Origin of the sequence: Streptomyces sp. NPDC051636, assembly GCF_044453765.1 — a bacterium.
GTDB lineage: Bacteria > Actinomycetota > Actinomycetes > Streptomycetales > Streptomycetaceae > Streptomyces.
Map to the genome: position 1 here is coordinate 1 of NZ_JBITDA010000041.1, position 24,121 is coordinate 24,121.

Annotated in this window: 27 protein-coding genes and 3 pseudogenes; 15 read left to right on the forward strand and 15 right to left on the reverse strand. The window is 68.9% G+C overall.

Features of this window, described 5'->3' with window-relative positions; translation table 11 throughout:
* Positions 1-105: 105 nt before the first annotated feature.
* The 3 genes from ACIBBH_RS38720 to ACIBBH_RS38730 all read left to right on the forward strand — a co-directional run bounded on the left by ACIBBH_RS38720 (position 106) and on the right by ACIBBH_RS38730 (position 1,543).
* A complete protein-coding gene (locus tag ACIBBH_RS38720) occupies positions 106-354 on the forward strand; it encodes a hypothetical protein (protein ID WP_399413178.1) in 249 nt (82 codons plus the stop codon).
* Between the two features lie 232 nt (positions 355-586).
* Positions 587-781, forward strand: a complete 195-nt coding sequence (locus ACIBBH_RS38725; RefSeq protein ID WP_399413073.1) for a hypothetical protein — start codon at positions 587-589, stop codon at positions 779-781.
* Positions 782-1,378: 597 nt separating this feature from the next.
* Positions 1,379-1,543 (forward strand): hypothetical protein, encoded by a 165-nt coding sequence (locus ACIBBH_RS38730; RefSeq protein WP_399413180.1) that lies wholly within the window; start codon positions 1,379-1,381, stop codon positions 1,541-1,543.
* Positions 1,544-1,627: 84 nt separating this feature from the next.
* Here ACIBBH_RS38730 and ACIBBH_RS38735 read toward each other — a convergent pair whose 3' ends face one another.
* Positions 1,628-1,897: a transposase family protein gene (locus tag ACIBBH_RS38735; RefSeq protein WP_399413174.1), complete on the reverse strand. Its 270-nt coding sequence runs from the start codon at positions 1,895-1,897 to the stop codon at positions 1,628-1,630.
* 141 nt (positions 1,898-2,038) lie between these two features.
* On the opposite strand from ACIBBH_RS38735, the pseudogene ACIBBH_RS38740 reads away from it, so the two are divergent.
* A pseudogene (locus ACIBBH_RS38740) lies at positions 2,039-2,215 on the forward strand (transposase); the annotation flags it as partial.
* A gap of 235 nt (positions 2,216-2,450) precedes the next feature.
* Positions 2,451-4,313, forward strand: coding sequence for a DNRLRE domain-containing protein (locus ACIBBH_RS38745; protein WP_399413076.1), 1,863 nt, complete (start codon positions 2,451-2,453; stop codon positions 4,311-4,313).
* 70 nt (positions 4,314-4,383) lie between these two features.
* Here the strand turns inward: ACIBBH_RS38745 and ACIBBH_RS38750 are convergent, their stop codons facing one another.
* From ACIBBH_RS38750 to ACIBBH_RS38785, 8 genes and pseudogenes are all read right to left on the reverse strand, one after another.
* Positions 4,384-4,518: a hypothetical protein gene (locus ACIBBH_RS38750; protein WP_399413078.1), complete on the reverse strand. Its 135-nt coding sequence runs from the start codon at positions 4,516-4,518 to the stop codon at positions 4,384-4,386.
* Positions 4,519-4,533: 15 nt separating this feature from the next.
* A complete protein-coding gene (locus tag ACIBBH_RS38755) occupies positions 4,534-4,698 on the reverse strand; it encodes a hypothetical protein (RefSeq protein WP_399413080.1) in 165 nt (54 codons plus the stop codon).
* The gene (locus ACIBBH_RS38760) at positions 4,691-4,846 is read right to left on the reverse strand and encodes a hypothetical protein (protein ID WP_399413082.1); all 156 of its coding nucleotides are present in this window, start codon (positions 4,844-4,846) and stop codon (positions 4,691-4,693) included. The genes ACIBBH_RS38755 and ACIBBH_RS38760 overlap by 8 nt, the downstream gene beginning before the upstream one ends.
* 166 nt (positions 4,847-5,012) lie before the next feature.
* A complete protein-coding gene (locus ACIBBH_RS38765) occupies positions 5,013-5,495 on the reverse strand; it encodes a hemerythrin domain-containing protein (protein ID WP_399413084.1) in 483 nt (160 codons plus the stop codon).
* Between the two features lie 16 nt (positions 5,496-5,511).
* Positions 5,512-6,248, reverse strand: a pseudogene (locus ACIBBH_RS38770) (MFS transporter); the annotation flags it as partial.
* 236 nt (positions 6,249-6,484) lie between these two features.
* Positions 6,485-6,814: a helix-turn-helix domain-containing protein gene (locus ACIBBH_RS38775; RefSeq protein ID WP_399413086.1), complete on the reverse strand. Its 330-nt coding sequence runs from the start codon at positions 6,812-6,814 to the stop codon at positions 6,485-6,487.
* Complete coding sequence (locus tag ACIBBH_RS38780; RefSeq protein ID WP_399413088.1) at positions 6,811-7,641, reverse strand: site-specific integrase; 831 nt, start codon at positions 7,639-7,641, stop codon at positions 6,811-6,813. The genes ACIBBH_RS38775 and ACIBBH_RS38780 overlap by 4 nt, the downstream gene beginning before the upstream one ends.
* Entirely contained in the window at positions 7,590-7,874 is a 285-nt protein-coding gene (locus ACIBBH_RS38785) for a hypothetical protein (protein WP_399413090.1), read from the reverse strand. The genes ACIBBH_RS38780 and ACIBBH_RS38785 overlap by 52 nt, the downstream gene beginning before the upstream one ends.
* A 336-nt stretch (positions 7,875-8,210) precedes the next feature.
* Between ACIBBH_RS38785 and ACIBBH_RS38790 the strand changes: the two genes are divergently transcribed.
* Positions 8,211-8,885, forward strand: a complete 675-nt coding sequence (locus ACIBBH_RS38790) for a hypothetical protein (protein ID WP_399413092.1) — start codon at positions 8,211-8,213, stop codon at positions 8,883-8,885.
* Between the two features lie 239 nt (positions 8,886-9,124).
* Here the strand turns inward: ACIBBH_RS38790 and ACIBBH_RS38795 are convergent, their stop codons facing one another.
* Entirely contained in the window at positions 9,125-10,372 is a 1,248-nt protein-coding gene (locus ACIBBH_RS38795) for a hypothetical protein (RefSeq protein ID WP_399413094.1), read from the reverse strand.
* A 267-nt stretch (positions 10,373-10,639) separates the two neighbouring features.
* Between ACIBBH_RS38795 and ACIBBH_RS38800 the strand changes: the two genes are divergently transcribed.
* Both ACIBBH_RS38800 and ACIBBH_RS38805 read left to right on the forward strand, forming a co-directional pair.
* Positions 10,640-11,335 (forward strand): crotonase/enoyl-CoA hydratase family protein, encoded by a 696-nt coding sequence (locus ACIBBH_RS38800; RefSeq protein ID WP_399413096.1) that lies wholly within the window; start codon positions 10,640-10,642, stop codon positions 11,333-11,335.
* Between the two features lie 378 nt (positions 11,336-11,713).
* Entirely contained in the window at positions 11,714-12,307 is a 594-nt protein-coding gene (locus ACIBBH_RS38805) for a TetR/AcrR family transcriptional regulator (RefSeq protein ID WP_399413098.1), read from the forward strand.
* A gap of 72 nt (positions 12,308-12,379) precedes the next feature.
* On the opposite strand, the gene ACIBBH_RS38810 is transcribed toward ACIBBH_RS38805, so the two are convergent.
* A complete protein-coding gene (locus tag ACIBBH_RS38810; RefSeq protein WP_399413100.1) occupies positions 12,380-12,682 on the reverse strand; it encodes a hypothetical protein in 303 nt (100 codons plus the stop codon).
* A 271-nt stretch (positions 12,683-12,953) separates the two neighbouring features.
* On the opposite strand from ACIBBH_RS38810, the pseudogene ACIBBH_RS38815 reads away from it, so the two are divergent.
* A pseudogene (locus ACIBBH_RS38815) lies at positions 12,954-14,177 on the forward strand (IS701 family transposase).
* 398 nt (positions 14,178-14,575) lie between these two features.
* On the opposite strand, the gene ACIBBH_RS38820 reads toward ACIBBH_RS38815, so the two are convergent.
* On the reverse strand, positions 14,576-14,812 hold the full coding sequence (locus ACIBBH_RS38820; protein ID WP_399413102.1) for a hypothetical protein: 237 nt from the start codon (positions 14,810-14,812) through the stop codon (positions 14,576-14,578).
* A 704-nt stretch (positions 14,813-15,516) separates the two neighbouring features.
* Here ACIBBH_RS38820 and ACIBBH_RS38825 point away from each other — a divergent pair.
* Positions 15,517-15,645 carry a hypothetical protein gene (locus tag ACIBBH_RS38825; RefSeq protein WP_399413104.1) on the forward strand — a complete coding sequence of 43 codons (129 nt, stop codon included), beginning with the start codon at positions 15,517-15,519 and terminating at the stop codon, positions 15,643-15,645.
* Between the two features lie 294 nt (positions 15,646-15,939).
* On the opposite strand, the gene ACIBBH_RS38830 is transcribed toward ACIBBH_RS38825, so the two are convergent.
* Positions 15,940-16,200 (reverse strand): alcohol dehydrogenase catalytic domain-containing protein, encoded by a 261-nt coding sequence (locus ACIBBH_RS38830; protein ID WP_399413106.1) that lies wholly within the window; start codon positions 16,198-16,200, stop codon positions 15,940-15,942.
* Positions 16,201-16,737: 537 nt separating this feature from the next.
* Here ACIBBH_RS38830 and ACIBBH_RS38835 point away from each other — a divergent pair.
* On the forward strand, positions 16,738-17,883 hold the full coding sequence (locus tag ACIBBH_RS38835; RefSeq protein ID WP_399413108.1) for a hypothetical protein: 1,146 nt from the start codon (positions 16,738-16,740) through the stop codon (positions 17,881-17,883).
* Positions 17,880-19,049, forward strand: a complete 1,170-nt coding sequence (locus ACIBBH_RS38840) for a hypothetical protein (RefSeq protein WP_399413110.1) — start codon at positions 17,880-17,882, stop codon at positions 19,047-19,049. Before ACIBBH_RS38835 ends, ACIBBH_RS38840 begins: the two co-directional genes overlap by 4 nt.
* Positions 19,050-19,637: 588 nt before the next feature.
* Here ACIBBH_RS38840 and ACIBBH_RS38845 read toward each other — a convergent pair.
* Together ACIBBH_RS38845 and ACIBBH_RS38850 are read right to left on the reverse strand one after the other, a co-directional pair.
* Positions 19,638-20,624, reverse strand: coding sequence for an aldo/keto reductase (locus ACIBBH_RS38845; protein WP_399413112.1), 987 nt, complete (start codon positions 20,622-20,624; stop codon positions 19,638-19,640).
* A gap of 32 nt (positions 20,625-20,656) precedes the next feature.
* On the reverse strand, positions 20,657-21,421 hold the full coding sequence (locus ACIBBH_RS38850; protein ID WP_399413114.1) for an SDR family NAD(P)-dependent oxidoreductase: 765 nt from the start codon (positions 21,419-21,421) through the stop codon (positions 20,657-20,659).
* Between the two features lie 229 nt (positions 21,422-21,650).
* Between ACIBBH_RS38850 and ACIBBH_RS38855 the strand changes: the two genes are divergently transcribed.
* The 3 genes from ACIBBH_RS38855 to ACIBBH_RS38865 all read left to right on the forward strand — a co-directional run bounded on the left by ACIBBH_RS38855 (position 21,651) and on the right by ACIBBH_RS38865 (position 23,977).
* Positions 21,651-22,541, forward strand: coding sequence for a helix-turn-helix transcriptional regulator (locus ACIBBH_RS38855; protein WP_399413115.1), 891 nt, complete (start codon positions 21,651-21,653; stop codon positions 22,539-22,541).
* Between the two features lie 280 nt (positions 22,542-22,821).
* On the forward strand, positions 22,822-23,127 hold the full coding sequence (locus tag ACIBBH_RS38860; protein WP_399413176.1) for a transposase family protein: 306 nt from the start codon (positions 22,822-22,824) through the stop codon (positions 23,125-23,127).
* Positions 23,128-23,170: 43 nt separating this feature from the next.
* A complete protein-coding gene (locus ACIBBH_RS38865) occupies positions 23,171-23,977 on the forward strand; it encodes a transposase (RefSeq protein ID WP_399413117.1) in 807 nt (268 codons plus the stop codon).
* Positions 23,978-24,121 lie beyond the last annotated feature (144 nt).

Genomic DNA, 24,121 nt, shown 5'->3' on the forward strand with positions numbered 1-24,121 from the left:
CCTCTCGCCGCGTCGCTTAGCAACCCGATACCCAAGAGGCGTGAGCATCTCCTTGTGGCCACTGAAGCGATGCAAATCAGGTGAAAACGACCTCTTAGCGCGGACGTGAGCGGTGTCGAGGACGACGCGGGAGACGTCGATGAGGCCGGCGTCGTCGAGCCGGTGCAGCACACCTCGTACGGGTGGGCCCAAGCACTCGCCCAGGCCGGTTACGACGTCTTCATGATGGACCTCCAGGGCTCGGGCAGGTCGCCGCGTCCCAGGATGGAGGACCCCTGCAACGTCAATTCCAACCAGCAGAGCGCCGTCCGACCCCCGCTCCTGGGTCCGCGCGACCCGAGCTACCCGTTCTGACTGACCAACTCCAAGAGCGACCAGGACGAGCTCAGCACCGTCGTCGAGTACATCCTGACCAAGCGCAACGTCTCAGAGGTCGCCTTCATCGGCTGGTCCGCGGCCGCTTTCGCGTGGGACCGTACGCCATCAAGAATCTGGCAAAAGCGGAAAGCCTGTTCCTGCTCGCCCCGATCTTCCCGCCCCTGGGCCCCATGAACCCGCCGCCCTCGTTGCCGGTGCCCGGCTTCACGTGCTCACGCGCAAGGGCCTCGAAGACGGCTGGACCAAAGAGGTGCACTGTACGAACCAGCGCGAACCCGGCATGGTCGACGTCGTATGGAGCGCCCTCATGGACAACGACCCGATCGGCCGTACCTGGGGAGAGGCCCTGTCGACGACGGGAAGGCCCGTGGGCGTCAGCCGGTTCTGGAACTTCCTGACGTAGGGCTGGAACAACACCACTGCAGGGCAGGGTGGTGTCCTCGGCGGAGACGTGCCCGTGCTGATCGTGAACGGAGCACGACAAGACGGCCAACACGACACCGCCCAGCTCCAACCCCGCGCTCGACTTCCACGTCCCCGCGCTCCACGACGCCATCACGGGGCCTCACAAGTTCCTGATCACGGCGGAGTGCGCCGGTCACTCGATGCCCTGGGAAGGGCAGCACCGCAACCTGCACAACCTGTCGAAGCACTGGCTCAAGCACACCAAGGTGGACAGCAAGACCCAGGGCCGCTTCGACATGGACGAAAACGGCGTCATCAGCCCGGAACCAGAAGCTTCGGACCCTTTCTGGTGTCCTGAGTCAGAGGTTCGTCGCTGGTTTGGTGCGAATCGTCGTGGACCGAAGATCCCGCCGTTGTCGGTAACAGATGCCCAACGGGCTGTGCTTGAGGAGCGGATGCGTCACCGCCGCGTCCTGGCTGACGCGGTCCCACTCCGCGAGCGCATTCGGCTGGGTCCACGCCGGAGCACAGCCAGAACGAGATACCTGGGTGCCGGAGATCGTAGGGCCGTTTGGCCAGGCCGGAGGCGAGCTCGGTGCGGGTGAGGACATGCTTCCGCGCCTGCGACCCCGTCTCAGAACTGCCCGGCGTCCAGGCGGACGTCACGGATCTGGACGCGCTCGCCCGGGCCGTCGACGAGGCGGCCGAGCAGATGGGCGGGATCGACCTGCTGGTGGCCAATGAGGCCGTTTCACCTTGAAGTTGCAGGTCACGGGGTTGGTGTGGCCCCGGGGTGGGGTGTTCGTGCTGGCTGGATGCGTGATCGCGGGCGGGAGATCGTCTGTCACCGTCGAACTTCGCTGTTCGCCAGGACGAGTAGGGCCCGCAGGAGCGTGGTCGCGTGACGGGCGTTTATCCGGAGCTTCGAGACGATCCGCCAGGTCTTGAGGTTCGCGAATCCGTGCTCGACTGCGGCGCGTTCACGGTTGAGCAGGCGGTTCGCTTCCTTCTCGGCCGTGGTGAGGCGGTGGTTCCGGGTCGCCTTGCGGCCGGTGATGATCATCGGGTTGTCGTCGGGTTCGTCGTCCACGCCGACGAAACCGAGGTCTGCCAGCGCACCGGCTCCGGCTCCGGATCCTCGCCCTGACCGACGACAAGGGCAACCTGATCTGGATTTCGGCGGCCAGGCCCGGCCGCTCCAGCGAGATCACCGCCACCCGCCACGACAAGATCGCTGGGCATCTGCGAATGGCCTGGGGAACTGGCCACCGCCGAGCTGAAGAAGCTCCGCTACCGGCTGCTGCACGTCGCCACCCGCCTCACTCGCGGCGGCCGACGCCTGCGCTTGCGGATCTCGGCGACCTGGCCCTGGAGAAACGAACTGGCCACGGCCTTCCATCGCCTCGCCGCATTGCCCCGTCCCGCCTACTGACCGGCAACCCTGCCCGCCACGACCCGAAGGACCCTGGAGAACACGAGCACCGCGCCGGGACTCCGCCATGTCCGAACACTGAAATCGCGTCGGTCACCCGACAGTTGCCCCTCAGCGACGCCTCACCGCCCCAACCGAAACGGCGAGGCTAGGCTCATCGATCCGCTCCCCCATGTGACACTGGCGTCGCCCTGATCATCTTGATCATCCGACGACCAGAGGGGGAGATTCTGGCGTGCACTGGCACACTCCGACTTCAGGACTGAGACGACGGCTGTTGGCGGCCGTGGGCGGAGGAGCGCTGCTGGCGGGGCTGTTCGCCCCGGCGGCGGCGTTCCGGCCGGCCGGCACCGCCGAGGCGGCGCCGCGCACGGCCGCCGTCGCGGAGACGGTCCCCACGGCGTCACCCGTGGCGCAGACCGGACCCCGCAACATCATCAAGCGGCTTCAGGACACCTACATCACGAACAGGGACACGGCGGACCACTCGCAGGGACATCTCCTGCACGTCGGCACACCCGACAACGGGGTGACGAAGTACCGCGGTTTCATGCGCTTCGACGTCTCCAAACTCCGCGGGGCGCCGATATCCCGGGCCACGCTGCGCGTGTACAACTCCTTCGTCTCCGACTGCGCCGCCAAGGCGTGGATGGGCGTCTACCCGGTGACGCAGCCCTGGGACCAGTCCACGATCACCTGGGCCAATCAGCCGACCGTCGGCGCGGGCAAGGGCACCTGGTTCGGTCTCGGCCACCCGGACTGCCCGGACATCCCGAACAAGTACAACCCTTCGGCGTCCAACGGGATCCAGCGCATCGACGTCACGGACTGGGTACGGGCCTGGGCGAACGACTCCTCGTTCCCGAACTACGGCATCCGGTTCTCGGCGCAGGAGGACGTCAGCACCGGATACAAGGACTTCTGCTCCATGAACCCGCTCTCCAGCGACTACGCGTGCAACGCCGCGTACAACACCCCCACGCTGGAGGTCGAGTTCAACACCGGATCGACGCCGATCCTCTCGGGCAACGCGTACAGCGATCCGAACGTCACCTATCCGCAGCCCCACGCGTCGCTGGAGTTCCTCGACTCCACCGACCCGGAGGTCTGGCCGGCCTCGGGCCCGTACCAGCGGTGGATCCCCGACGCGTACCACTCGGTCCTCGACCCGAGCCTCAAGGGGGACAGCTGGGGCGGCGGCACCTCGCACAAGCTGCGGCCCGGCGGCACGTACGGCGGAACCGTCCTGGTCACGGCCGACCGCGCCAGCCAGTTCATCGGCGTGATCCCCTACCCGGCGCTGGCCGGCTACCACTGGGCGATCAACGCGGGGATCACCGGCATCCACGGCGTGGAGATGCTGCCGGACGGCACCGTCGTCGCGGCCTCCGCCGACCATGTCTTCGGTCAGGACGAGACCGGCAAGAACATCGCGGGCGGCCTCGCCGTCTACTCCAAGGCGCAGGGCACTCCCGGCAACTGGAGCGCCACGCCCGTCCAGACCAAGCCCCTCGCGGGCGCGCACGAGGTGCTGTACGACCCCGGCACCAGCTCGCTGTGGGCGATCGCCACCGACGTCCTGGTCCGCTACGACTACGCGGGCGGCAGGCTCGGCACGGCCCACACCTGGCGCCTGCCCGCGCAGGCCGAGGGCAGCCCGGCGTACGGCCACGAGCTGACCCCCGTCTACGGCAACCCCGACCGGCTGTGGATCGGGTCCAACGGCGGCATCGTCCAGTTCTCCAAGAGCGGCGCCGTCGACTGCTACGACGACACCCCCGGCACCTGGCCCGTGCCCGCCAAGGTGGCCGAACTGCCGGACGGCCAGAACCACTGGTGCACCAATTACGCGAACCGGGCCGAGGTCACGCAGCGCCACATGATCAAGAGCGTCGGCAACGACCCGGCCACCGGTCGTGTGATCTCCACCTGTTCCCAGGCCGGCTGCCCCGAGATGCAGAACGCGCCGGGCACCAACTCGTGGGACACGGCGTACATCCGCTTCACGCCCACCAACGGTCCGTCCACCCTGGAGTACGTGAACGTGACCGACGACCGCCGCTACAAGGCGACGTGGGCGGCACCCGCCTACCAGTGACGGATCGCCGGCCGCCGGCTCCCGAGGGGGAGCCGGCGGCCGGCGCGCGGGGGGGCGAAACCGTGGGTCCCTACACCATGCAGGGACCGGTGATCGGCGTGGTGCCGACGTAGAGGGCGCCGAACTCGTTGATGTCGACCGTGGTGCCGCCCCCACCGTAGGTGTTGCTGGCCCACACGGCCCGGGTGCTCCAGTCGGGGTACATGACGAAGTTGCCGTCCTACTGGTAGCCGACGTACGTCCCCCCGGCGTACTGGGTGTTCGACGCCCAGCAGACCTTCCGGCCCGTGGCCTCGTTGTGGTATTCGACCAGGTTGCCGTCGGACTGCATCACCAGGGTGAAGAGCCCGCCGGTCAGGGCGCTCCGCTGGACGTAGTCACGCACGGAGGTACTCGCCCTTGACGAGGTGGTCCCCGTAGGCGTGCGCCGAGGCGGTGCCACCGGCTCCGCACACCGCGGCGGCGGCCGTCGCGACGACGGTGAGCGTTCCCGTGACGGCACGACGCAGTCGAGTGACATCTTGTCCAGCCAAGGATGTGGGTGGGGCGCCGCACAGGCGGCGGCCGGCCTCCCCGCGAGGCCGGCCGCTCCGTGCGACACCGGGTCCCACCACCCTTGCGAGCCGTACCAACACCCGGCCAACGGGCCGCCCCTGCCCCGTGCGCGAACCCGAGGCGCCGTGGGCGATCGGGGACCGCTCACCCGCCGCGCGACGGGCGGGCCGGTGTCCTGGTGCCGACGCGGGCGCGGACGGCCTCGACGGCCTCCCACTGTTTGGTGCCCAGGAAGGCCAGGGCGGCGGGGAAGACGCCGCCCTGCTCCTTGAGGATGTGCAGCCTCAGCAGGTCCAGCGCCCCGATCAGCCGGTCCGGCCACGCCGGGTCGGCCGGGACACCGGTCGCCGCCTCGCCCAGCACGGCCTCGATACGGCGGTGTTCCTCCTCCAGGGCCGCGATCTTCTCCGGGAAGTCGCCCGCCATGGCCGGGAACAGGCCGTGCTCCTCCACCACGGTGTGCGGGGCGAGTACGGCGGCTATCTCCCGGGCCACCTCGGCCACCCGTCCGGCGTCGCCGGCGCGGCGGGCCTCCCGGGCGTGGCTGATCAGCGTCACGACCTCGTCGTGTTCCCGGGTCAGTTCCTCGATCGCCGTCACCGACTGACAGCCGTAGTACTCGCACATCGGCTCCGCTCCCCCGTCAGTGCTGCCGGACGGGCGTCCGGTGGGCGACCGCCTGGCGCACCCCGGTGCCGGTGAAGGTGAGGGCCGCCGCGGCCACCGCCGCGAGCAGGAGCAGGCCCACGGCGTACGAGCCGTAGTTGCCGTACAGCGACCCCCTCACCAGCGGGGGCACGAAGCCGCCGAGCCCGCCCGCCGCGCCGACCACGCCGGTGACCGAGCCGACCTTGTTCGCCGGGGCCAGCAGCGCGACCAGGGCGAAGACGGCACCGCTGCCGACGCCGAGCGCGGCGGCCATCGCCAGGAACGCCACCGTGCCGGACGGGGCCAGGGACGGCGTGAACGACTGCGCGAAGGCGTCGGCGAGGACTACGCCATCGCCGCGGTCAGCACCCGCACCGGGCCGACGCGGTCCGACAGCCAGCCGCCGACCGGGCGCATCGCGACCGCCAGCAGGACGAACCCGGCCATCCGGTTCGCCGCGTCCGCCTGGGCCAGGCCGTAGCCGGTCTTCAGGCACGTGGGCAGGTAGACGGAGAACGCCACGTAGCCGCCGAAAGCCACCGCGTACAGCGCGGACACCTGCCAGGTGATCTGGAGCTTCAGGGTGGCGGCCAGACGGTGGGCGAGCGGTTCCGTGGGCACGGTCCGGCCGGGGGCGTCGCGCAGCAGCAGGGCGGCGGCCAGCGCGTACGCCGTCAGCACCGCGGCGGTGATCAGGAAGGGGTTGGCCATGCTGTGCGCGTCGACCAGCGAAGCCTTGCCGCTGGCCTTGATCGCCCAGGTCGCCTGAGCCCGGGAGAGGCGGCAGTAGCCGTGCTTGTCATCGCTGGGACCTGCCGTCGGCAGCCAGCGCACTCGCCGACGGCGTGTTGCTGGCCGTAGGTATAGCAGCAGCGGCAGAACCGGCCGGGCAACTGCCCCGAGGCGAAACAGCCCGAGCAGGAAGCCGCGGCTTGTTCTCACTGATCTTCCCCATGCTGATGGTGAGGTCACATCGGCGGCAGCGAACGGCCGTCGCGGCGCTTGGGCACGACCGCCGGGGTCACCACCGAGCCGGTCGTGGCCTCCTGAACGCCAGCCTGCTGACCTGGACCCCTGACCTTCCCGGGCTCGGGAATCAGCAGATCGCCGATCTCGCAGTCGAGCACGACGCAGATCACGTCCAGGTCCTCCAGCTTGAGGGAGACCGGCTGGCCGGACCACAGGCCGGACATCTTCCCGGCCGAGATCACCAACCCGTGCTCGGCCAGGCTCCGTTGGAGCTCGGACGCCTTCCAGATGCCCTTGTTCGCGGCGGTCAGCCGCAGGTTCCACTTCATCCCATCAGTCCTTCCGGCCGCTTCGCGGCCCGCTGCTGCCCGGCCACCCAGGCGTCCTCGACCCGGGTCTGCTGAACGTGGATGTACCGCATCATGGTGGCGATCCAGGAGTGCCCGAGGACCTCCCGGATCCCGAGCAGATCAAGACCCCCGAGGTAGAGCGCAGAAGTGCCGCACGACGTGCGGCGTGAGCGTGTCGGACCAGCCGGGCAGATGGGCCTTCGCTGCGGCGGCCAGACCGTTGCGCAGGGCGTCGTCGCCGACGCGGCGCGAAGAGCCGTCGGTGTTCTTGCGCTCGGAGGGGAACAGCGGGGCCCCGGGGCGGGTGTGGTCGTCGTCGAACTGGCCCCAGACGTCCTCGATGAACCACCGAGCGTGCGATCGGCGCCGTTGATCAGCGGCACCATCCGCTCACGCGGGCCCGAGCCGCGGGCGCCCTTGCCGTGACGCACATGAAGCTTGCCGAAGCTGCCCAGGTCCCACTTGATGTCGGCCAGGTCGAGTTTGCAGGCCTCGCTCACCCTGAGTCCGACTTGCGACATCAGTTTCGAAGCGGTGTAGTTCCGCCGGTGGGGGCGAACTTGCGGCAGGTCGCCAACGCGCCGCCCCAGCCGGTGAACAGTCTTGATCTCCGGCTCGGTCGGCGGAATCCGCAAAGCCGCGTCCTTTGATCCCCGCGGCCGGTTCATCTCGTCGATCGGGCACTCGACGACCCGACCGGCCATCCGGTGGATCTCGACCTTGTGCCGCAACTCCAGGAACAGGAAGTACGTGGTCAGCGCCTGCGCGCGGGCCAGCCGGGTGCCGCTCGGCGAGCCCCGCAGCACCTTCCCGAAGTACCCGTCGCGTCAGCTGGCTCCGTATCCCACAGCGGCCGGCCGAACCAGGCCCGCATCTGGTCCAGGTGCCCGACGTCCCCGCGGATGGTGCCGTCCGCCAGCCCCGCCGAAGCTCGCGCGAGCACGAACCCGGCAAGCACGTCGGTCGCGAACTGCTCCAGCTCCTCCGCCGAGACCGGATCCCGGAACTCCCGCAGGTCGCGTACGGCTGCCAGCGCCAACCCGAGCCTCCTCACCTTCACCCCGATCACAGATCGATCGGACGAAATGAGAACGCCCCAAGAATCCTGAAGTCACGTCACCGGCTCGAAGAACATCCCAAGGAGACAGAACACCCTGGCCACGGGGCAAGGACTCAGCAGGGCTCTGAGGAACTCTCGGGAGGGAGACCCGCACCGGCGCCCGCACCTGCTCGCCGCTGCACCACGGTGCGGCAATGCGGGGCTACGTGATCTGATCGGTGAACTGTTACACCTGTGAGCCGTCCGACGGACCATCCGTTCAGATGTGCCCGGCACCCCGCCGCGGCCGCACGCCCCAAGGACCAAGGACCAAGTATGAGCGACCTTTCGGCCCGCACCGACCACGGCAGTGGCCAGAACCCCCTGCGCAGCGTGTACCTGCGACTGGTTGCGGAGGAATCGATACCCGAGGAGGCACGAGGGCAGTTCAGCTACCTGCAACCGGTTGCCACGGACCTCCTGGCGGGCATCGTCCTCGACAGCCCTGACAACGTCCGCGTTCTCAGTGACCGCGACGTGGCCCTGGTCGAGTGGGACGCCCTTGCGGCCGCCGCGCGTGCCAACTTGCTCAGCGAGCCGGTCAACTACGACAGCCTCGATCTTCCCGGTGGCGCGGTCATCCACATCCTCGGCCACCCGGAGTCGGTGTTCGCGGCCAGCAAGGTGCTCGTCTTCGATGAGGCGGTGCGGGCCGCCGACGGCCCCGAGATACCGGACGAGGGTGTGCTGCTGGTCGTCCCGAACCGGCACAACCTCGCGTTCTACCCGCTCACGGACAAGCACGTGGCCGAGGCCGTCAACGCCTTGGCACAGTTCGGGCAGGGCGCCTACGAAGACGGCCCCGGACGCCTCTCCCCCCGGGTGTTCTGGTGGCGCGCCGGCACCCTGACATCGATCACGCTCTTCGACCAGGAAAGCCGGACGATGAGGATCTCCCCGCCCGACGACCTCACGACGATCATGCGTCGTCTGGTCGGCGCCACCAGCTGAGGCGCGCCGCCTCGTACGGCCCGGCACGGCGACGGGGGGATGGGACCCGCCATACTCTGGGCCGGGCGGAGTTGTGTCTCAGCGCTCCCTACGTCGACGGTCGGGCCGCACGACCGCCGGAAACTCATCGGTGGAACTGACGCAAGACCGCGGTCCGCCGTCCGTCCCCCAGCTGCTCCTCGCTCCCCTTCGGCCAGGTTCTCGAGCGGAGCGGTGCTGCGGCATCTTGGGCTGCCTGCTCAGCACATTGTTTGCATGGTGCTGAGCAGACGCCGACAGTTCGTGACGGCGTCATAGGCGCCGCCCAGCGGCTGATAGCGGTACATGCTGTGGCGTGCGGACCACAGCCCCTTCCAGACTGAGGTAGGGATCATGGCGTCCGCACAATGCCACGGCCTCGGTGGCTGAGGTCGGGGATGGGAGGAGCGCAACAGTCGGCCGAGCTCGCGGTCGAGCACCGTTCGGTCGAAGTCGGCGTTGTACGCCAGGCAGAGCCGCCCGGACAGAAGGCTGGTGAGATCAGGCAAGAGCATGTCGAACGTGGGGGCGGTCGCCGGATCGCTCGCTGAGAGGCCGCGCATTTCTTTGTTGACCCGCGAGGCAGGCCACAGGGCTGCGTCGACGGCGCGGTGGTCGCTGCCGGGGTTGAGGGCGAGGAGGCCAGGAGTTCGCCGGCGACGCTCTTGCGGTTGGAGTCGACCCCGGCCGGAGGCACCCTCGATGGTGATGGGGCCGAGGAGCAGGACGGCCGGACCGGACGGTGTCTGATCCGGCTCTGCGGTATCCAGGGCCGGTACGGCGGGCGCAGGGATCGGGGCGGCCGGTTGGGCGTCGGGCGACTGGAGTAGAGCCGCAGACCGCCGTCTCGAGAAACTGCGCCTCGATGGTGTCCTCGTCTCCCCACTGGCCCGTAGGCGTGTGCTGGCGTCCGTCTGCAAGGTTGTGGGTGGCCAGTGCCGCTCCGCCTGCCCGGCGATGGCCTTCGATGGCGTTGCTGAGGTCGGGGGTGACTGGGACAGGATGGTGTTGAGTTCGGGTGTGTACGCCCGATTCACCAACTCGGTCAGGCGGTGTTTCAAGTTCGTGCCGCTGGTGAGTTCCAGCAGCATGTAGCCGCGTCCGGCCGTGGGCTGGGCGACGAGGAAGAAGTGGGACTGCTCCCCGTACTGGCCCAGGGCGTCCTGGTCGATCTCCTGCTGGAGGAGGGAGAGCGCGTCCGTCTCGCTCCCCTTGCACAGGAGGTGGTGGTGTGCCACTTCGGTGTCGGCCATGTGGTACTTGGTCTTGTCGCCGCGCCCGTAGTACCGGCCGTCGACCATGTGCGGTGCGGCGGCGCTGGCCGGGATGTGCACGATCAGGTAGCCGGTGCCGTCGTTGGCGGAGGCCTCGATCGCGTCGGTGAGGACGTTGAGCGGCGGTCGGCCAGGGAGCGTCGTAGAGGGCGGAGCCGTGCTGGTTCCGGAAATGGCCGCACTGCGCACACTCACGATTGGCCAGGTAGGAGGGTGCGGGCCAGTAGAACCACACGGCGTAGCGGGTCGGGTCGGTCATCGTGATCAGTCCCCCGGGGTACTTCAGGACCTCACCGCCACGCTCCAGCGTCCAGGCCGCGAGCAGCCGAACATACGCCACGTAAACGTAACTTGATTTCGAAACGACGTTCCGATTAGGTTCCATGCCGGAAACAAGTGACAGACGCGCACCGGCGGGAGCGTCGACGCGGGACGGCCACACCGAGAGACAGGGATCCGGTCATGACGCTGGTCAGCTATCAGCTGGACGGTCCAGTCGCCCTTATCACCATGGACGACGGCAAGGCGAACGCGATGTCGCTCCAAATGATCACGGAGCTGAACACAGCCCTCGACCGGGCCGAGGCGGATGGCGCGGTCGTCCTGCTCAGCGGCCGGGAGGGGATCTTCTCAGGCGGATTCGACCTACCAGTGCTCCAGGCCGGCGGAGACGATGCCATCGCCATGGTGGAGGCCGGCTTCGAGCTGGCCATACGGGCCCTGGCGTTTCCGCGGCCGTTGGTCATCGCATGCACCGGTCACGCGGTCGCCATGGGTGTGTTCCTGCTTCTGTGCGGCGACTACCGGGTGGGAGCGAGTGGCTCCTACAAGTTCACCGCGAACGAGGTGGCGATCGGGCTCACCATGCCGCACGCGGCGTGTGAGGTCCTGCGGCAACGGCTCTCCCCGGCGTACTTCAACCGCGCCGTCACCCTCGCCGAGACGTTCTCGCCGGACAACGCGGTGGAGGCCGGCTTCCTCGACCGCGTGGTCGATCCTGGACATCTCCAAACCGTCGCCCGCGACGTAGCCGACGCAACGGCCGGACTGGACCCGAACGCGCATGCGACAAGCAAGCTGCGGGCGAGACAGCACGCGTTGAACGCGATCCGGGCCGGCCTCGATGCCGACCACGCCGCAGTCCGGGGGCGGGCATGACCGGCGCGACCCCACGACGGCGGAACAGGCGCAGCGCTTCCAGCGTTTCCCGACCCGCGCGTCGTTGGCCCGCCGCACGGACAGGCCCGCTGCCGGGCCGGCGGCGAGACCGACCGGATCAGCCATCATGATGCCGCCCAGTCGGCCGGGGATTCCTCGCGCCGGAGCGGCGCTGCGGGCCCGCAGCCCGAGAGCGCGCCAGTCGACGCGGATGACATCGCCCCCGAGAAGCGGCCGAGGGAGATCGCCCGGCACCCCGGTCCGGTGACTGGACCGAACCCGAGGCGCATCCCCTCGTCCGGTGCCGGTGGTGCGCGGCACACCGCGTGCCCATGATGTCCAGCGCGATCCGCAATGACCTGCCGATAGGATCCGGCCGTGCCCAGAGCGAAGCAGCGAACCCCGGAGCTGCGGGATCGGATCCTGCACGCGGCGGTGGCGATGCTGGCCGCCGAGGGCGTCTCCGGATTCACCACCCGCAAGATCGCCCAGCAGGCCGAAACCTCCATCCCCGCCGTCTACGAGCTCTTCGGCGACAAGGCCGGGCTGGTCCGCGAGGTGTTCTTCGAAGGCTTCCGCCACCTACGCGCCCGCTTCGACGAGTTGACGGACACCGACGACCCGCGCGCCGACCTGATCCGGATCTTCGGGGTTCTCCGATCGTTCGTCCGGGAGAACCCGATCCTGGCCGAGGTGATGTTTTCCAGGCCGTTCACCGATTTCGATCCTCGGCCGACCGAGCTGCGCGCCAACCGTTCGGTGCGGGAGTACATCGTCGGACACGTGCGCCGATGCGTCGACGTCGGACTCATCGCCGGCGACGAGACGGACATCGCACACGTACTCCTCGCGCTCGCACAGGGACTGGCGGCACAGGAGACCGCGGGTTGGCTAGGCACCTCGAATGCCTCGAGGGACCGCCGCTGGGCGCTCGCGTTCCAGGCGGTGCTCGACGGGCTCACGACACCGTAAAGACCTGAGTGCGGGTTCACGGCCGCACGACACGTTCGGTCTGGTGTTGACCGTCCTCGTCACCGACGCGAATCATCGACCTGGAGCAGATCGGTCTCCTCCACCTGGACGGCGACCCGGACTTCGCCCGCCAAGGTGGAAGGTCCGGTTGGCCTTGTCCTCACGGATGCCGATGATCAGCATGCCGCCATCGACGGCGAACGACGCGAGGTCCCGGGCGAGTTCCTTGTTGCCGGCCTTGCCGGGATCCGTCTGCTCCTTCAGGTCGAGGTAGTGCGACTCCTCGAGGAGACCGCCGGATATCGCCGCGGCCAGGTCCCCCTCGCTCTTGGGGGTCCAGCGCGAGATCGCCGGGGAGAGGTAGATCCAAGTCAACGGCTGTCCTTGGAGGAAGCAGGAATCGTCCAGGTCGGACGTAGACGGAAGTATGCCGATCAGCACGCACAGCGTGCAGTCCGTTTTGTGATCGCGGCTTCGCCATGGCCTAGTACTCCAGCCGGACTTCTGTATTTCTCCTGGTCAACGGCTTGGCGGTGGGGAGTGTAGCGGGGGCTAAGTGTGCGTGGGGCGGTCTTGGGCTGACCGTCCCACCAACGGGTGCCCGCGCCGCATGTAGTGACAGCGCGGCGAGCAGTCCGTTGTCGTGATCCACGATGTACCGACGAATGCCTGGGACTTGGAACTCGAAGAACTCTTCCTGAAGACCGGAGCCCGCTTCTGCCGCGTGGAGGTCCGGCGGCGGATGCGGGAATTTGTCCGCGGACTGCTCGGCCCGGTGGGCCGCAAGAACAGCTGGCAGCTCGCCGAGTACGCCGGCCACGCCACCCCGCACGGCCTGCAGCACCTGCTCCCCCACAGCCGCTGGGACACTGATGGCCTGCGTGACGACCTGCAGACGTACGTGGCCCAACAACTCGGCACACCAGAAGGTGTGTTGATCCTGGATGACACCGGCTTCGTGAAGAAAGGCACCACCTCCGCCGGAGTGCAGCGCCAGTACTCGGCACGGCCGGGCGGACAGAGAATTGCCAGGTCGGCGTGTTTGCCGCCTACGCCACCACCCGCGGCCACGCCCTGGTCGGCCGCGAGCTCTACCTGCCGAAGTCCTGGACGGAGGACCGGGAACGCTGCCAAGCGGCCCGCATCCCCGACGACCGCACGTTCGCCACCAAGAGCGACCTCGCCCGCGACATGATCCCGCGCCCTGGCCTCTCCGCTTCCTGTGGCCTGGGTTACTGCGGACTCCGCCTCCGGGCAGGACTCCCACTTCCGGCGCTTCCTGGAAGACGCCCAGCTGTCCTACGTCGTCGCCGTCCCCAAGTAGCAGCAAGTCCACGGCCCGCGCATCGACCATCCGATCGCTCAGGCGCCGCCCGAGGCATGGCAGCACCTGTCGGCGGGGCCGGGAGCCAAGGGCGAACGTCTGTACGATCGGGCCGCCGCCCGCCTGCCGGCCGCGGCCGAGTCCGACGGCCACGAGGCGACCCGGCAGCGGTGGATGCTGGCTCACCGCAGCATCGGCAAGCCCGACGAGATCGCCTACTACCTCGCCTGCGCCCCGCTGGAGGCCACGGTCGCCGACTTGGTCCGCGTCGCCGGTTGCCGCTGGAAGATCGAGGAGTACTTCCAAAGCGCGAAGAACGAGTGCGGCCTGGACCAGTACGAGGTCCGCCGCTCCGTGGGCTGGTATCGGCACATCACGTTGGCCATGCTCGCCCACCTCTTCCTCGCCGTGATGGCCGTGCAGGAGCGCGAAAAGGGGGTCACGAGACCGACACACCCGACCTCGTGGACCTCACGCCAGCCGAAATCCGTCGTCTGCTGGCAACTGAACCCCGTCGCCATGCTGCACGCCGCGACCACGCGGTGAACTGGTCCCGATGGAGGCGCCGCCACCAAGCACGTGCCCGACGCTGTCACTACATGCGGCGCGGGCACCCGTTGGTGGGACGGTCAGCCCAAGACCGCCCCACGCACACTGAGCCCCCGCTACACTCCCCACCGTCAAGCCGTTGACCAGGAGAAATACAGAAGTCCGGCTGGAGTACTAGTTCGCGCACTGCACTGGGTGCGGACAAATCTGAACCGATCAGGGCGCAGCAGCGTGATCGGCGGGAGCGGGCCCGGGTCCAGCGAAGGGTCGCGCTCCGGCCGGCGGGCTGGTGCCTGCTACTTGCGGGACTCGCCGTCGTTGCGTGGATGACTGGGCCCCGGTAAAGAGCAAGGCGTCCGGCCGTCATCTTTGCCCGAGGCGCAGCTGCGTACTGGCTACTCGGTGTGCCGGACCGCCTTCTTCACGTCAAGCTCTACGCCGGCCCGCATCGCGCTCTGCTCTTTCGCGTGCTCGGTGACTGCGGCTTGTACGTCTTGGGCGAGGTCGCGCCATGCCTGCCATGCAGTCTCGTACGCGGGCGGGTCGTCTCGGTCGCGTAGGGCTTGGACGGTCGCGTGCGCCTGGTCGGCGGCGCGTTGTTTCTCCACGAGTTCTTCGAAGGTGTGTGCCACGTGCAGGGATCCTACGTGTCGACGTGGCGAAGACCCCGCCTCGACCCGCGAGACGGAGGCTTGGACGCGCAGCGCTACCGCCGCCACTCCTCGCGATAGCCGGACCGGTCCTCGTACACGACGGCGAGCGATCAGCACGCGTCGAAGTAGGCCATGTTGCCTCGGCCTCCCGCACGCTACGAGTCCTTCGAGACGACTACGCTTTGCGATTGCGATTGATCCCAGGTTGAGGCCCGCATCGCCAGGATTGACGCCAGCCCCCACGCGACCGTCTCTCGGTGCGTCTTCAACGCGGTCGCGACCTGAGCCTGACTGAGCCCGGCAGCCTCCCGCAGCCGCTTGCGCTCGGCAGGGGCCGGGAAATCGTCCTTGGCGACTTGCTCAGTAGCGCGTCCACCGCTTGCCGAGGAGATCACTGCTGAAGCGGCACGGCGGCTCAAGCGCACCTGAGGGGCCAGGGGCATGCACCGGCTAGTGCAGCGCAGGCGGTTACCCGCGGATCACCAGCCCTTCGACGCCAGGAACCTCCGTCCAGGAGGTCAGCCAGTCGTGCGCAGCCCGGACGTCGTCGGTTTCAGGGCACAGCGTCCAAGGCGGCGCGAGCGCGTACTCGGTGAACAACTCCTCCAACTTCGCGCGTCGACGTTCATAGGGTTCCTGGAACAGCTCCTGTCCCTCGACCTGAAGAAATATGGAAAGCGGAAGTGAACAGGTTCGTGGCGAACTTCGTCATCCGCATGGCCGTGCCTATCTGGTCGCTCGCGCTGCCTCCGCTGGCGACCAGCACGCTGTCGACCGGCTGTCCGCCGGTGAGCGCCATGATCTGTTCGTAGACGTCGCCCTTCTTGTAGTCGACCAGATCGGTCCCCCGTACTGCGTGGCGAGGGTCATCGTGTTGGATCGCGAGCCGACGGCGATGATGCGGCCGGCCCCTCGCAGAGCGGCTGCGGCCGCTCCCATCAGTCCGACGGGGCCAACGCCGAGCACGACGACAACCTCGCCGAACTGGATCTCCATCCGCTCGACGCCCGTGAAGCCGGTAGCGGCCATGTCATCGACCGACACGGCCTGGACATCGGTGACACCGTCGGGAATGCGGGCCAGGTTGGAGTCGGCGTCGAAGCACCTCACCAGTTCGGAGAACCACCCGCCATTGGTCGGATCGTCAGAGAAATAGGGGCTCTTGCTCTGGTGGAACTTGCCCTCTCCGCGCTGGGCCCGGCGTGGCGCCAGTCGGCCGGTCCGGCGGGCAGGACGACGCGGTCCCCGGGTGCGAAGTCGGTGACCTGGTCGCCGACGTGTTCGACGAGTCCGACAGCTTCGTGGCCGATCACCTTGCCCAAAGCGTTGGGGAGGTCATCGTCATCCAGGGGGCGAAGGCACTTCACGCAGGTCAGATGGGGTCATCCGTTGTCAGGCAAGTTAGGCAAGTTCGGAAACGTTTCGGTCGAAATGTATCCGCGGCTCTTCCTGTAAGGCGTCTCGACCGAAACGCTTCCTGGACTCCCGTTCGACTACGGCCGGCACCCGCCTCGACCGTGTGAGCCGCCGCTGCCGAGCGCGGTGGCAGGAGAGGCCGGAGTTGAAAGGCCAACAGCAACTGGCGAGCCGAGTGGGCAGTGCCGCCGCGTACCTGTCTGCGGGGATGCCGCCTGCCTGCGACTTTCAACGCTTCACGGCGTGTTATCCCCGGCGCCCCGGAGAGACCCCGTACGAGGGGGCCGCGGGCACGGCGGAACAACTGGGCGGCAAGACCACGGTGAAGCTGACGTACATGGGCCAGGATCACGGCCCGTAGGACCACCCCAGCTGCGTTGCGCCCGCCGCGGACGACTACCTGCTGAACGGCAAGATCCCCATGTACGGGGCGGGCTGCACCTGAGTGATGACGGTGGATACACTCCTGCGCCGGAGGGGATCACGGGGTGAGTGAGATAGACGAGGCGCCCGCGGAGCCTGGTTGGCTGCGCCGGGCGCTGTCGCACAGCAGGCGCGGCCCGTTGCTGCTGATATCCGCGCTGGTGCTCGTGCTTGCGGGTACCGGGCTCGGTACGTGGGCGGCGGACACGTGGCCGTGGCCGAAGGACCGCTACTGCTGGGGCGCCTGGGAAGAGGACAGCGGTCCGGACTTCCTCGGCGACGAGGCCTTCGGCGATGATGACGACGGGTCACGCACCGGCAGGGAGACGGCACCTACCCGCGAGCGTCCGACCGGCAGCTGCGAGGTCGCCATCGCCAGCGACTACAAGAGCAGTTACGACGGCGACAAGGTCACCACCGACCAGAAGGTGTCCGTCGAGTACGGCCCGGTCCCCAAGGCCGCGGAGGCCCGGCTCGCGATGGTCCAGGACGGTTTCCTGGGCGGTGACATGGTCCCTCTCCCGGACGGCCTGCCGGGCACGGTGAACGGGCGCGGTGGCCTGCTGGTGCTCCCGAAGTCGTGCGATACGCAGGACGGCCGGCCGACCGTCGTCACCATGCACGCGTCCGGCACGTACGCCAACGGCCCCTCGTACACCCAGAACGATCCAGCCGACCTGGGCGGCGCCCGGCAGGCGGCGGTGCTGCTCGTCGCGGCGGCCAACCGAGGGATGGCGGCGGCCGGTTGCGCGCCGCACGAGCCGCTGAGGGTCAGCTCGCCGCTCTACGACCTGCCGGGCAAGCAGGAGCGCGTCTTCAGCACCTCTGACGACGTCTGCGGCATCCGCGGCCTGCGCCTCGACACGGAGGACATCGAGTACCAGATCGGCGCGGTCACCCGCGACCTGCAGACGTGCAGTGTCCGTGGCGATCGCGACGGCGTGCCATACCTGGACCTGGCGATGGTCGCGCAGCCCCGGCTGGCCGCGGTGTTCGACGGCATCGCGGGCGAGCGGCCCGCGGCCCGTGACTGGCGCGGCACGGGCACCCTAGGCAAGGAGCACGCGATCGTACGGGCCGACTGCGCTGGCCGGCCCGTCATCTTCTTGATGGGCGTCTCCACCGACCCCGGCCACCTCGCCGTCTTCGCCAACGCGGTCGCGGCCCGCCTGGGCTGCGCCCCCATCGCCCCCAAGGGAGCCGGCCGGTGAGCAGCACTGCGGACGAGCCGAACCGATACGAGCAGCCCCTGCCCGCCGAGCGGGAACTGCTCAGGGAACGGCGCCTGCGCCGGTGGCACTGGCGCAGGCCGCTGCGCGGCCGGGTCCGGCCGCTGCTGGCCGCGGGTCTCGCCGGGATGCTGCTCGGCGCCGGCGGCATGGCCTGGCAGACGCAGGCCGGGCCGTTCGCGCCGGACGAGGTGTGCTGGGGCGCCCTGTCCCGCGACGACCTCGCCGCAACCTTCCGCGAGCCGGAGGACGTCAAGGCGGTCGAGGCTCCCGTGCTGCACGGTGGGCGATCCATGGACGGCCCCACCGGCAGTTGCCAGTTGACGAACAGCGACGGCGACGCATGGGCGCTCACCGCCCGGGTGCACCGACTGGACGACCGCAATGGCGACGACGGCAAGTGGGCCGACGAGTTCCTCTCCGCCCGTCTCACCCCGCTCGGCGGCGGCCTGCTGGGCATGGCCTCGGACAACCGCGCCTGGCTCGCCATCCCGGACGGCTGCCTGGGGCGCCCCGGCGACTTCGACGGGCCGACCGTCGTGGACATCGCCCAGGGCAGCTGGATCACCGACATGGAGCCGCGTACCAAGGAGCGGGACGGGATGGCCCGCATGGTCGTGAAGCTCGCCAACAAGGTCAGCGCGGACCTGGGCTGCACCGGCACGATCGCCGATCCGGTCGACCGCCTGCCGAAGGCCGCCCGCTACACCCGCACAGAGAAGCCGAACGCGCTCTGCGGCATCAAAGGGCTGACCCTGGGCAAGAAGCGCCAGCTGCACCAGTACCCCATGATCACCGACGGGCACGGCCCGGTGCGCACCTGCGACCGGAACATCACCGGCTCACAGCCGAAGCAGCGCCTGATGACCGTCGAGGACCCGAGGCTGGCCGGGATCTTCACAAGAATGGCGCTATACGAGGGCGACCGGGTGCGCTCCGCCGCCGGCTACGGCGGCCTCAGCCCAAACCTCGGCATCTTCCAGGCCCGTTGCCAGGCGGGCGAGACGGTATTCGTCGTACAGGCCAATGGGGACGGGGCGAGCGCGGACCTGCGCACCCTCTTCCCCCGCTATGTCGAGGCCGAGGCCGCCCGCCTCGGCTGCGGCCCGCTGAAGCTGAAACTGCCACGGCCGGGCGAGGGTCGCTGACTCCCGCCCGGCCGCCGTGCCGTAAGTCGCCGCAGATCCTGTCGGCCAGGGCGAGGCGGTGGCGGGGGCGACGGTGCTTCACCGTGCAAGCTGTACCGCAGACCAGATTGACTACGTCAAATGCCGCCGATTAACACACCGTGAAGCGTTGGAAGTCCCACGCCTGCCCGATTCGCGACCTTGTTTCGGCCGAAACAAGGTCGCCCAACTTCGGTTCGGGCGAACAGACGTTGGGGTCGGCACCTACGTCACGAACATGCCGTACGTGCCTCAACAACCCGCTGATATGTGTCAGGCACTGGCCCCTTGGGCCACATGACAAACATGCCTGACGATCAATCTGCACCGAGACAAAGAGGGAGCCGATGAGGTGCACGTCTGTTGTGCAGGTCGCCACCGTGGTCGGTCGGACCAGAGCGTCGTACGGTCCGATCTCCGGGACCGGGACCTCCTGCCAGTCGGCGCGCCCCTTCTCCTGGATGACGTAGCCCTTCACGGTGCCTTCCCTTCATGTCGTTCGAATGGGGGCCGCCCGCCCGGTGTCGGCCGGGCGGGCGGCCCCAGCCGGAAGTGATCCGCTGGCGCGGGCTAGCGGTCGATGGCGGCCATGTTCACCTCGTCGTGGCGCTCGCCCGCGGCGGGGGTGAGGTTGTTCAGCCGCTCCAGCTGGGCCGGGGTGAGCTCGATGCCGTCGGCGGCGGTGTTCTCCTCGACGCGTGCGACCCGCCGGGTTCCGGGGATGGGGGCGATGTCGTCGCCGCGGGTAAGAATCCAGGCAAGTGCGGTCTGCGCGGGGGTGGCGCCGATCTCGGCGCCGATCGCCTGCACCTCGTCGACGATCGCCAGGTTGCGCTGGAAGTTCTCGCCGGTGAAGCGCGGGTTGGTCTTGCGCCAGTCGTCGTCGGGGAAGTCGTCGACGGAGCGGATCTGTCCGGTCAGCAGGCCGTGCCCGAGCGGCGAGTACGGGACGAAACCGATGCCGAGCTCGCGCAGCAGCGGGAGGATCTCGTCCTCGACGTCGCGGGTCCACAGCGAGTACTCGGTCTGCAGGGCTGCGACCGGGTGCACGGCGTGGGCGCGGCGGATCGTTGCGGGGCTGGCTTCGGATAGCCCGATGTGGCGGATCTTGACCTCGGCGACGAGCTCGGCCAGGGCGCCGACTGTCTCCTCGATGGGCGTGTTCTGGTCGACGCGGTGCTGGTAGTACAGGTCGATGTGGTCGGTGCCCAGACGCTTCAGGGAGCCCTCGACGGCGGCCTTGACGTTGGCGGCGGTGCTGTCAGTGACGCCCGTGGCCGGGCTATCGCCGGAGTGGGAGACCAGTCCGAACTTGGTGGCCACCACGACCTGGTCGCGGCGGCCCTTGATGGCCTTGCCGACGACTTCTTCGCTGTGGAAGGGGCCGTATATCTCGGCGGTGTCGATGTGTGTGACTCCGAGGTCGAGTGCCCGGTGGATGGTGCGGATCGACTCGCTGTCGTCGAGTCCTCCGCCGGTGGTGTAGGTGCCGGCCATGGTCATGGCGCCCAGGCCGATGCGTGAGACGTCCAGTCCGCCCAGCGGTACGTGCTTCAACAGGTACTCCGTGGTGGTGTCGTGTGCGGTGGTCAGGCTTGGTCGGTGGGCATGACCCAGAGTTCGGCGATGGCCGTGTGCCGGGGGCGGGTCACCATGTAGGTGATCCCGTCGGCGATGTCCGCGGGGACGAGGCGTTCGTGCTGCTCGTTGAACGGGTTGAGGATCTCGGCGTGGATCGTGTCGTTGTTGTGCGAGTTCGGCTCGGTGTCGACGGCGCCCGGCTCCAGTACGCCCACCCGCACGTGGCGGCCGGCCAGCTCCTGGCGCAGCGACTCGGTGAACCCGTTTACGCCGAACTTGGTGAGGTTGTAGACCCCGTAGTTCGCCCACGCCTTGCGGCCGGCGATCGAGCCGACGTTGATGATGTCGGCAACCCGGCGCGGGCCATCCTCGGCGGCCTTGAGCAGGTGCGGCAGGGCGGCGTGGGTGGTGTGGAGCAGGCCCTGGACGTTGACGGCGATCATGCGCTCCCACTCCTGGGGATCCGCGCCGACGACCGGGCCCAGCAGCACCAGCCCGGCGTTGTTGACCAGGATGTCCAGCCGCGCGAACCGCTCGACCGTCTGACGTACGGCTGCTTCGGCCTGGTCCCGGTCGGTGATGTCCGCCTCCACCGCCGGCGCGGTGCCTCCGGCCTCGATGATCTCGGCGGCCAGCGTCCGAAGGCGGTCCTTGCGGCGGGCCACCAGAGCAACGGTGGCGCCCTGGTCGGCGAGCTGGCGGGCGGTGTCGGCGCCGATACCGCTGCTCGCGCCGGTGACGAGGGCGACGGTGCCGGTCAGTTTCGAAGCCATGGGTCTTCCTTCTGCGCGGGGCAGGTGGTTCCACACCGTGCGTGTCACAGCTGGTGAGAGGGCCGTCGGCCTGCCAGTGCCATGATCAGTGCGGTGCAGCAGGCCCGCTATCCAGGCAACCATCGAGGGTTGCGCTGCGGAGGCCCGTACGGGGGCGCGTTCGTCCGGGGGTCCGGCAGTACCCCTTTCGCCGCCCGGCAGGTCCAGGGGTGCGCCGTACGGTGGATGCATGGACCGCAGCAGCGAGATCCGCGAGTTCCTGCGCAGCCGCCGGGCCCGGATCACCCCCGAACAGGCCGGCGTCACCCCCCACGCCGGGCCCCGCCGCGTTCCGGGGTTGCGCCGCGAGGAAGTCGCCCAGCTCGCCGGCGTCAGCGTCGACTACTACGTCCGCCTGGAACGAGGTCGCACCCAAGGCGTCTCCGAAGCCGTCCTAGACGCCGTCGCCCGCGCTCTGCACCTGGACGACACCGAACGCGCCCACCTCTTCGACCTCACCCAGCCCACCACGGCCGTGGCCCGGGCCCGCCGCGAGCGCCCCCTCGCCCCGCAAAGAGTCCGCCCCGCCCTCTACCGGGCCCTGGACGCGCTCAGTGTCCCCGCCGTCGTCCAGGGCCGGCGCCTGGACGTCCTTGCCGCCAACCCGCTCGGTTACGCCCTGTTCGCGGACTTCGCCTCCCGCCCGCACCGCGACCGGAACTTCGCCCGCTTCGTCTTCCTCGACCAGGCCGCTCCCGCCCTCTACGCCGACTGGGAGAAGGCCGCCCGCGACACCGTGGCGGCCCTGCGCCTGTACGCCGGACGCCACGCCGATGATCCGCAGCTCAACGAACTGATCGGTGAGCTGTCCCTGCACAGCGACGCCTTCCGCCGGCTCTGGGCCGACCACGACGTCCGCGCCCACACCACCGGAACCAAACGCCTCCACCACCCGGTTGTCGGCGACCTCACCCTCGACTACGTCGTCCTCGCCGCCGAAGACGACCCCGAGCAGAGCCTCGCCATCTACACCCCCGAACCCGCCTCCCCTTCCGCCGAAGCACTCGGCATACTCGCCAGCTGGACCAGCACCACCACGGCCGTGCCCACGCCGGAACAAACCGGCAATCCGCCCAGCTGACCTCATAGGCCGACTCCGCAACCAGGCCCAGTGGACGCGCCGTGGCGGCCGTGGAGGTCGGTGCCGTGCGCACCGGATGCCTGGAAGGTGACGGGGATATTTGAAAGTGGCTCTGTCCGCAGTTCCGTGAATCCCCAGGTCAGCAGCGGGAACGCGGGATCGTTTCGGCAGCGTACTTCCTGCCGTGGTGAGCAAGACAGTTGAGGATGTGCTGTTTCCCGGGATCGATGTGCGGGTGGAGGGCGTGAGCGACTCCTCCGGCATCCTGGTGGTGGAGGCGGTGTCGACGGCCCGTCCGGGCCGGTGCCCGAGCTGCCGCAAGCAGGCCCGCCGCGTACACAGCACGTATCAACGCACCCTGGACGAACGGCCGTTGGGCTCACTCCGGGTCATCGTCCGGCTGCGGGTGCGCCGGTACTTCTGCGACCGTGGGAGCTGCTCCCGCGCGACGTTCGTCGAGCAGGTGGCGCGGGGTTGTCCGCGCGCTACCGCCGTTCCAGCACCGGGCTGGTGGGCTGGCTGCGGGCGATCGCGATCGAGCTCGGCGGCCGTCCTGCCGCACGGCTGTGCCGCCGGTTGCGGCTGACCGCGGGCCGGACGCGGTTGCTCAGGCTGCTGACGGCGCCGGCGTGCCGGACCGTGCCCCGCGGGCGCTGGGGGTGGACGAGTTCGCCTTCCGTAAGGGCTGCACCTACGGCACCGTGCTGGTCGACGTCGAGGCCGGCCGGGTCGTGGACGTGCTGCCCGACCGTCCCTCCGAGACGTTCGCGGCCTGGCTGAAGGAGCATCCCGGCGCGGAGATCATCTGCCGGGACCGGGCGACCGCCTACACCAAGGCGGTCAGGGAAGCCGCCCCCGATGCCCTCGAAGTCGCTGATCGCTGGCATTTGCTTCAGAACCTGTCCGCCGCGGTGGAGAAGGCCTGCCACCAGCACCGCGACTGCCTGCGCAAACGCGCTGAGGAGGAGACGGTGACCGAGGCGCCCGAGGTGGCCCCGATGCTGTTACCGCCCACGGAACTGCCCCGCACACAGATCATCGAGCGCACCCGCCACCGCTACGAGGACATCCACCGCCTGTTGGAGAAACGCTGGACGATCAGCGCGATCGCCCGACGCCTGAACCTCGACCGCAAGACGGTCCGCCGCTTCCGCGACACCGACCTCGACCAACTGCTCGCCTCCGCTCGCGAACGCCGTCCCAACGGCGTGCTGGAGCCGTTCAAGGTATACCTGAACGCCCGCTTCACCGAGGCGCAGGGAGAGGTCAGCGGCACCCGGCTGTTCCTGGAGATGCAGGCCCGCGGCTACCGGGGACAAACAGCCAGCTCAACGCATGTAACGCCTGTCGCCGACCCCTCGGCCCCGCACAAGCCTCCGCCACGAAACGAACAACTGAGCAACAGCAGGTCACAACGGGGCAAGGTCAAGCACTGACCGGGATCCGGCCGGCACCCCCATGCGCCCCACGGATGGGTGATTAGTCGCATTGCGTCCGCAGAGCTACATACGGTTACGTGAGAGCTGTACAGCCAGGCGCGGCCGCGGTCTGGGAACAGAGGTCTTCGTCTTCTGCCATGG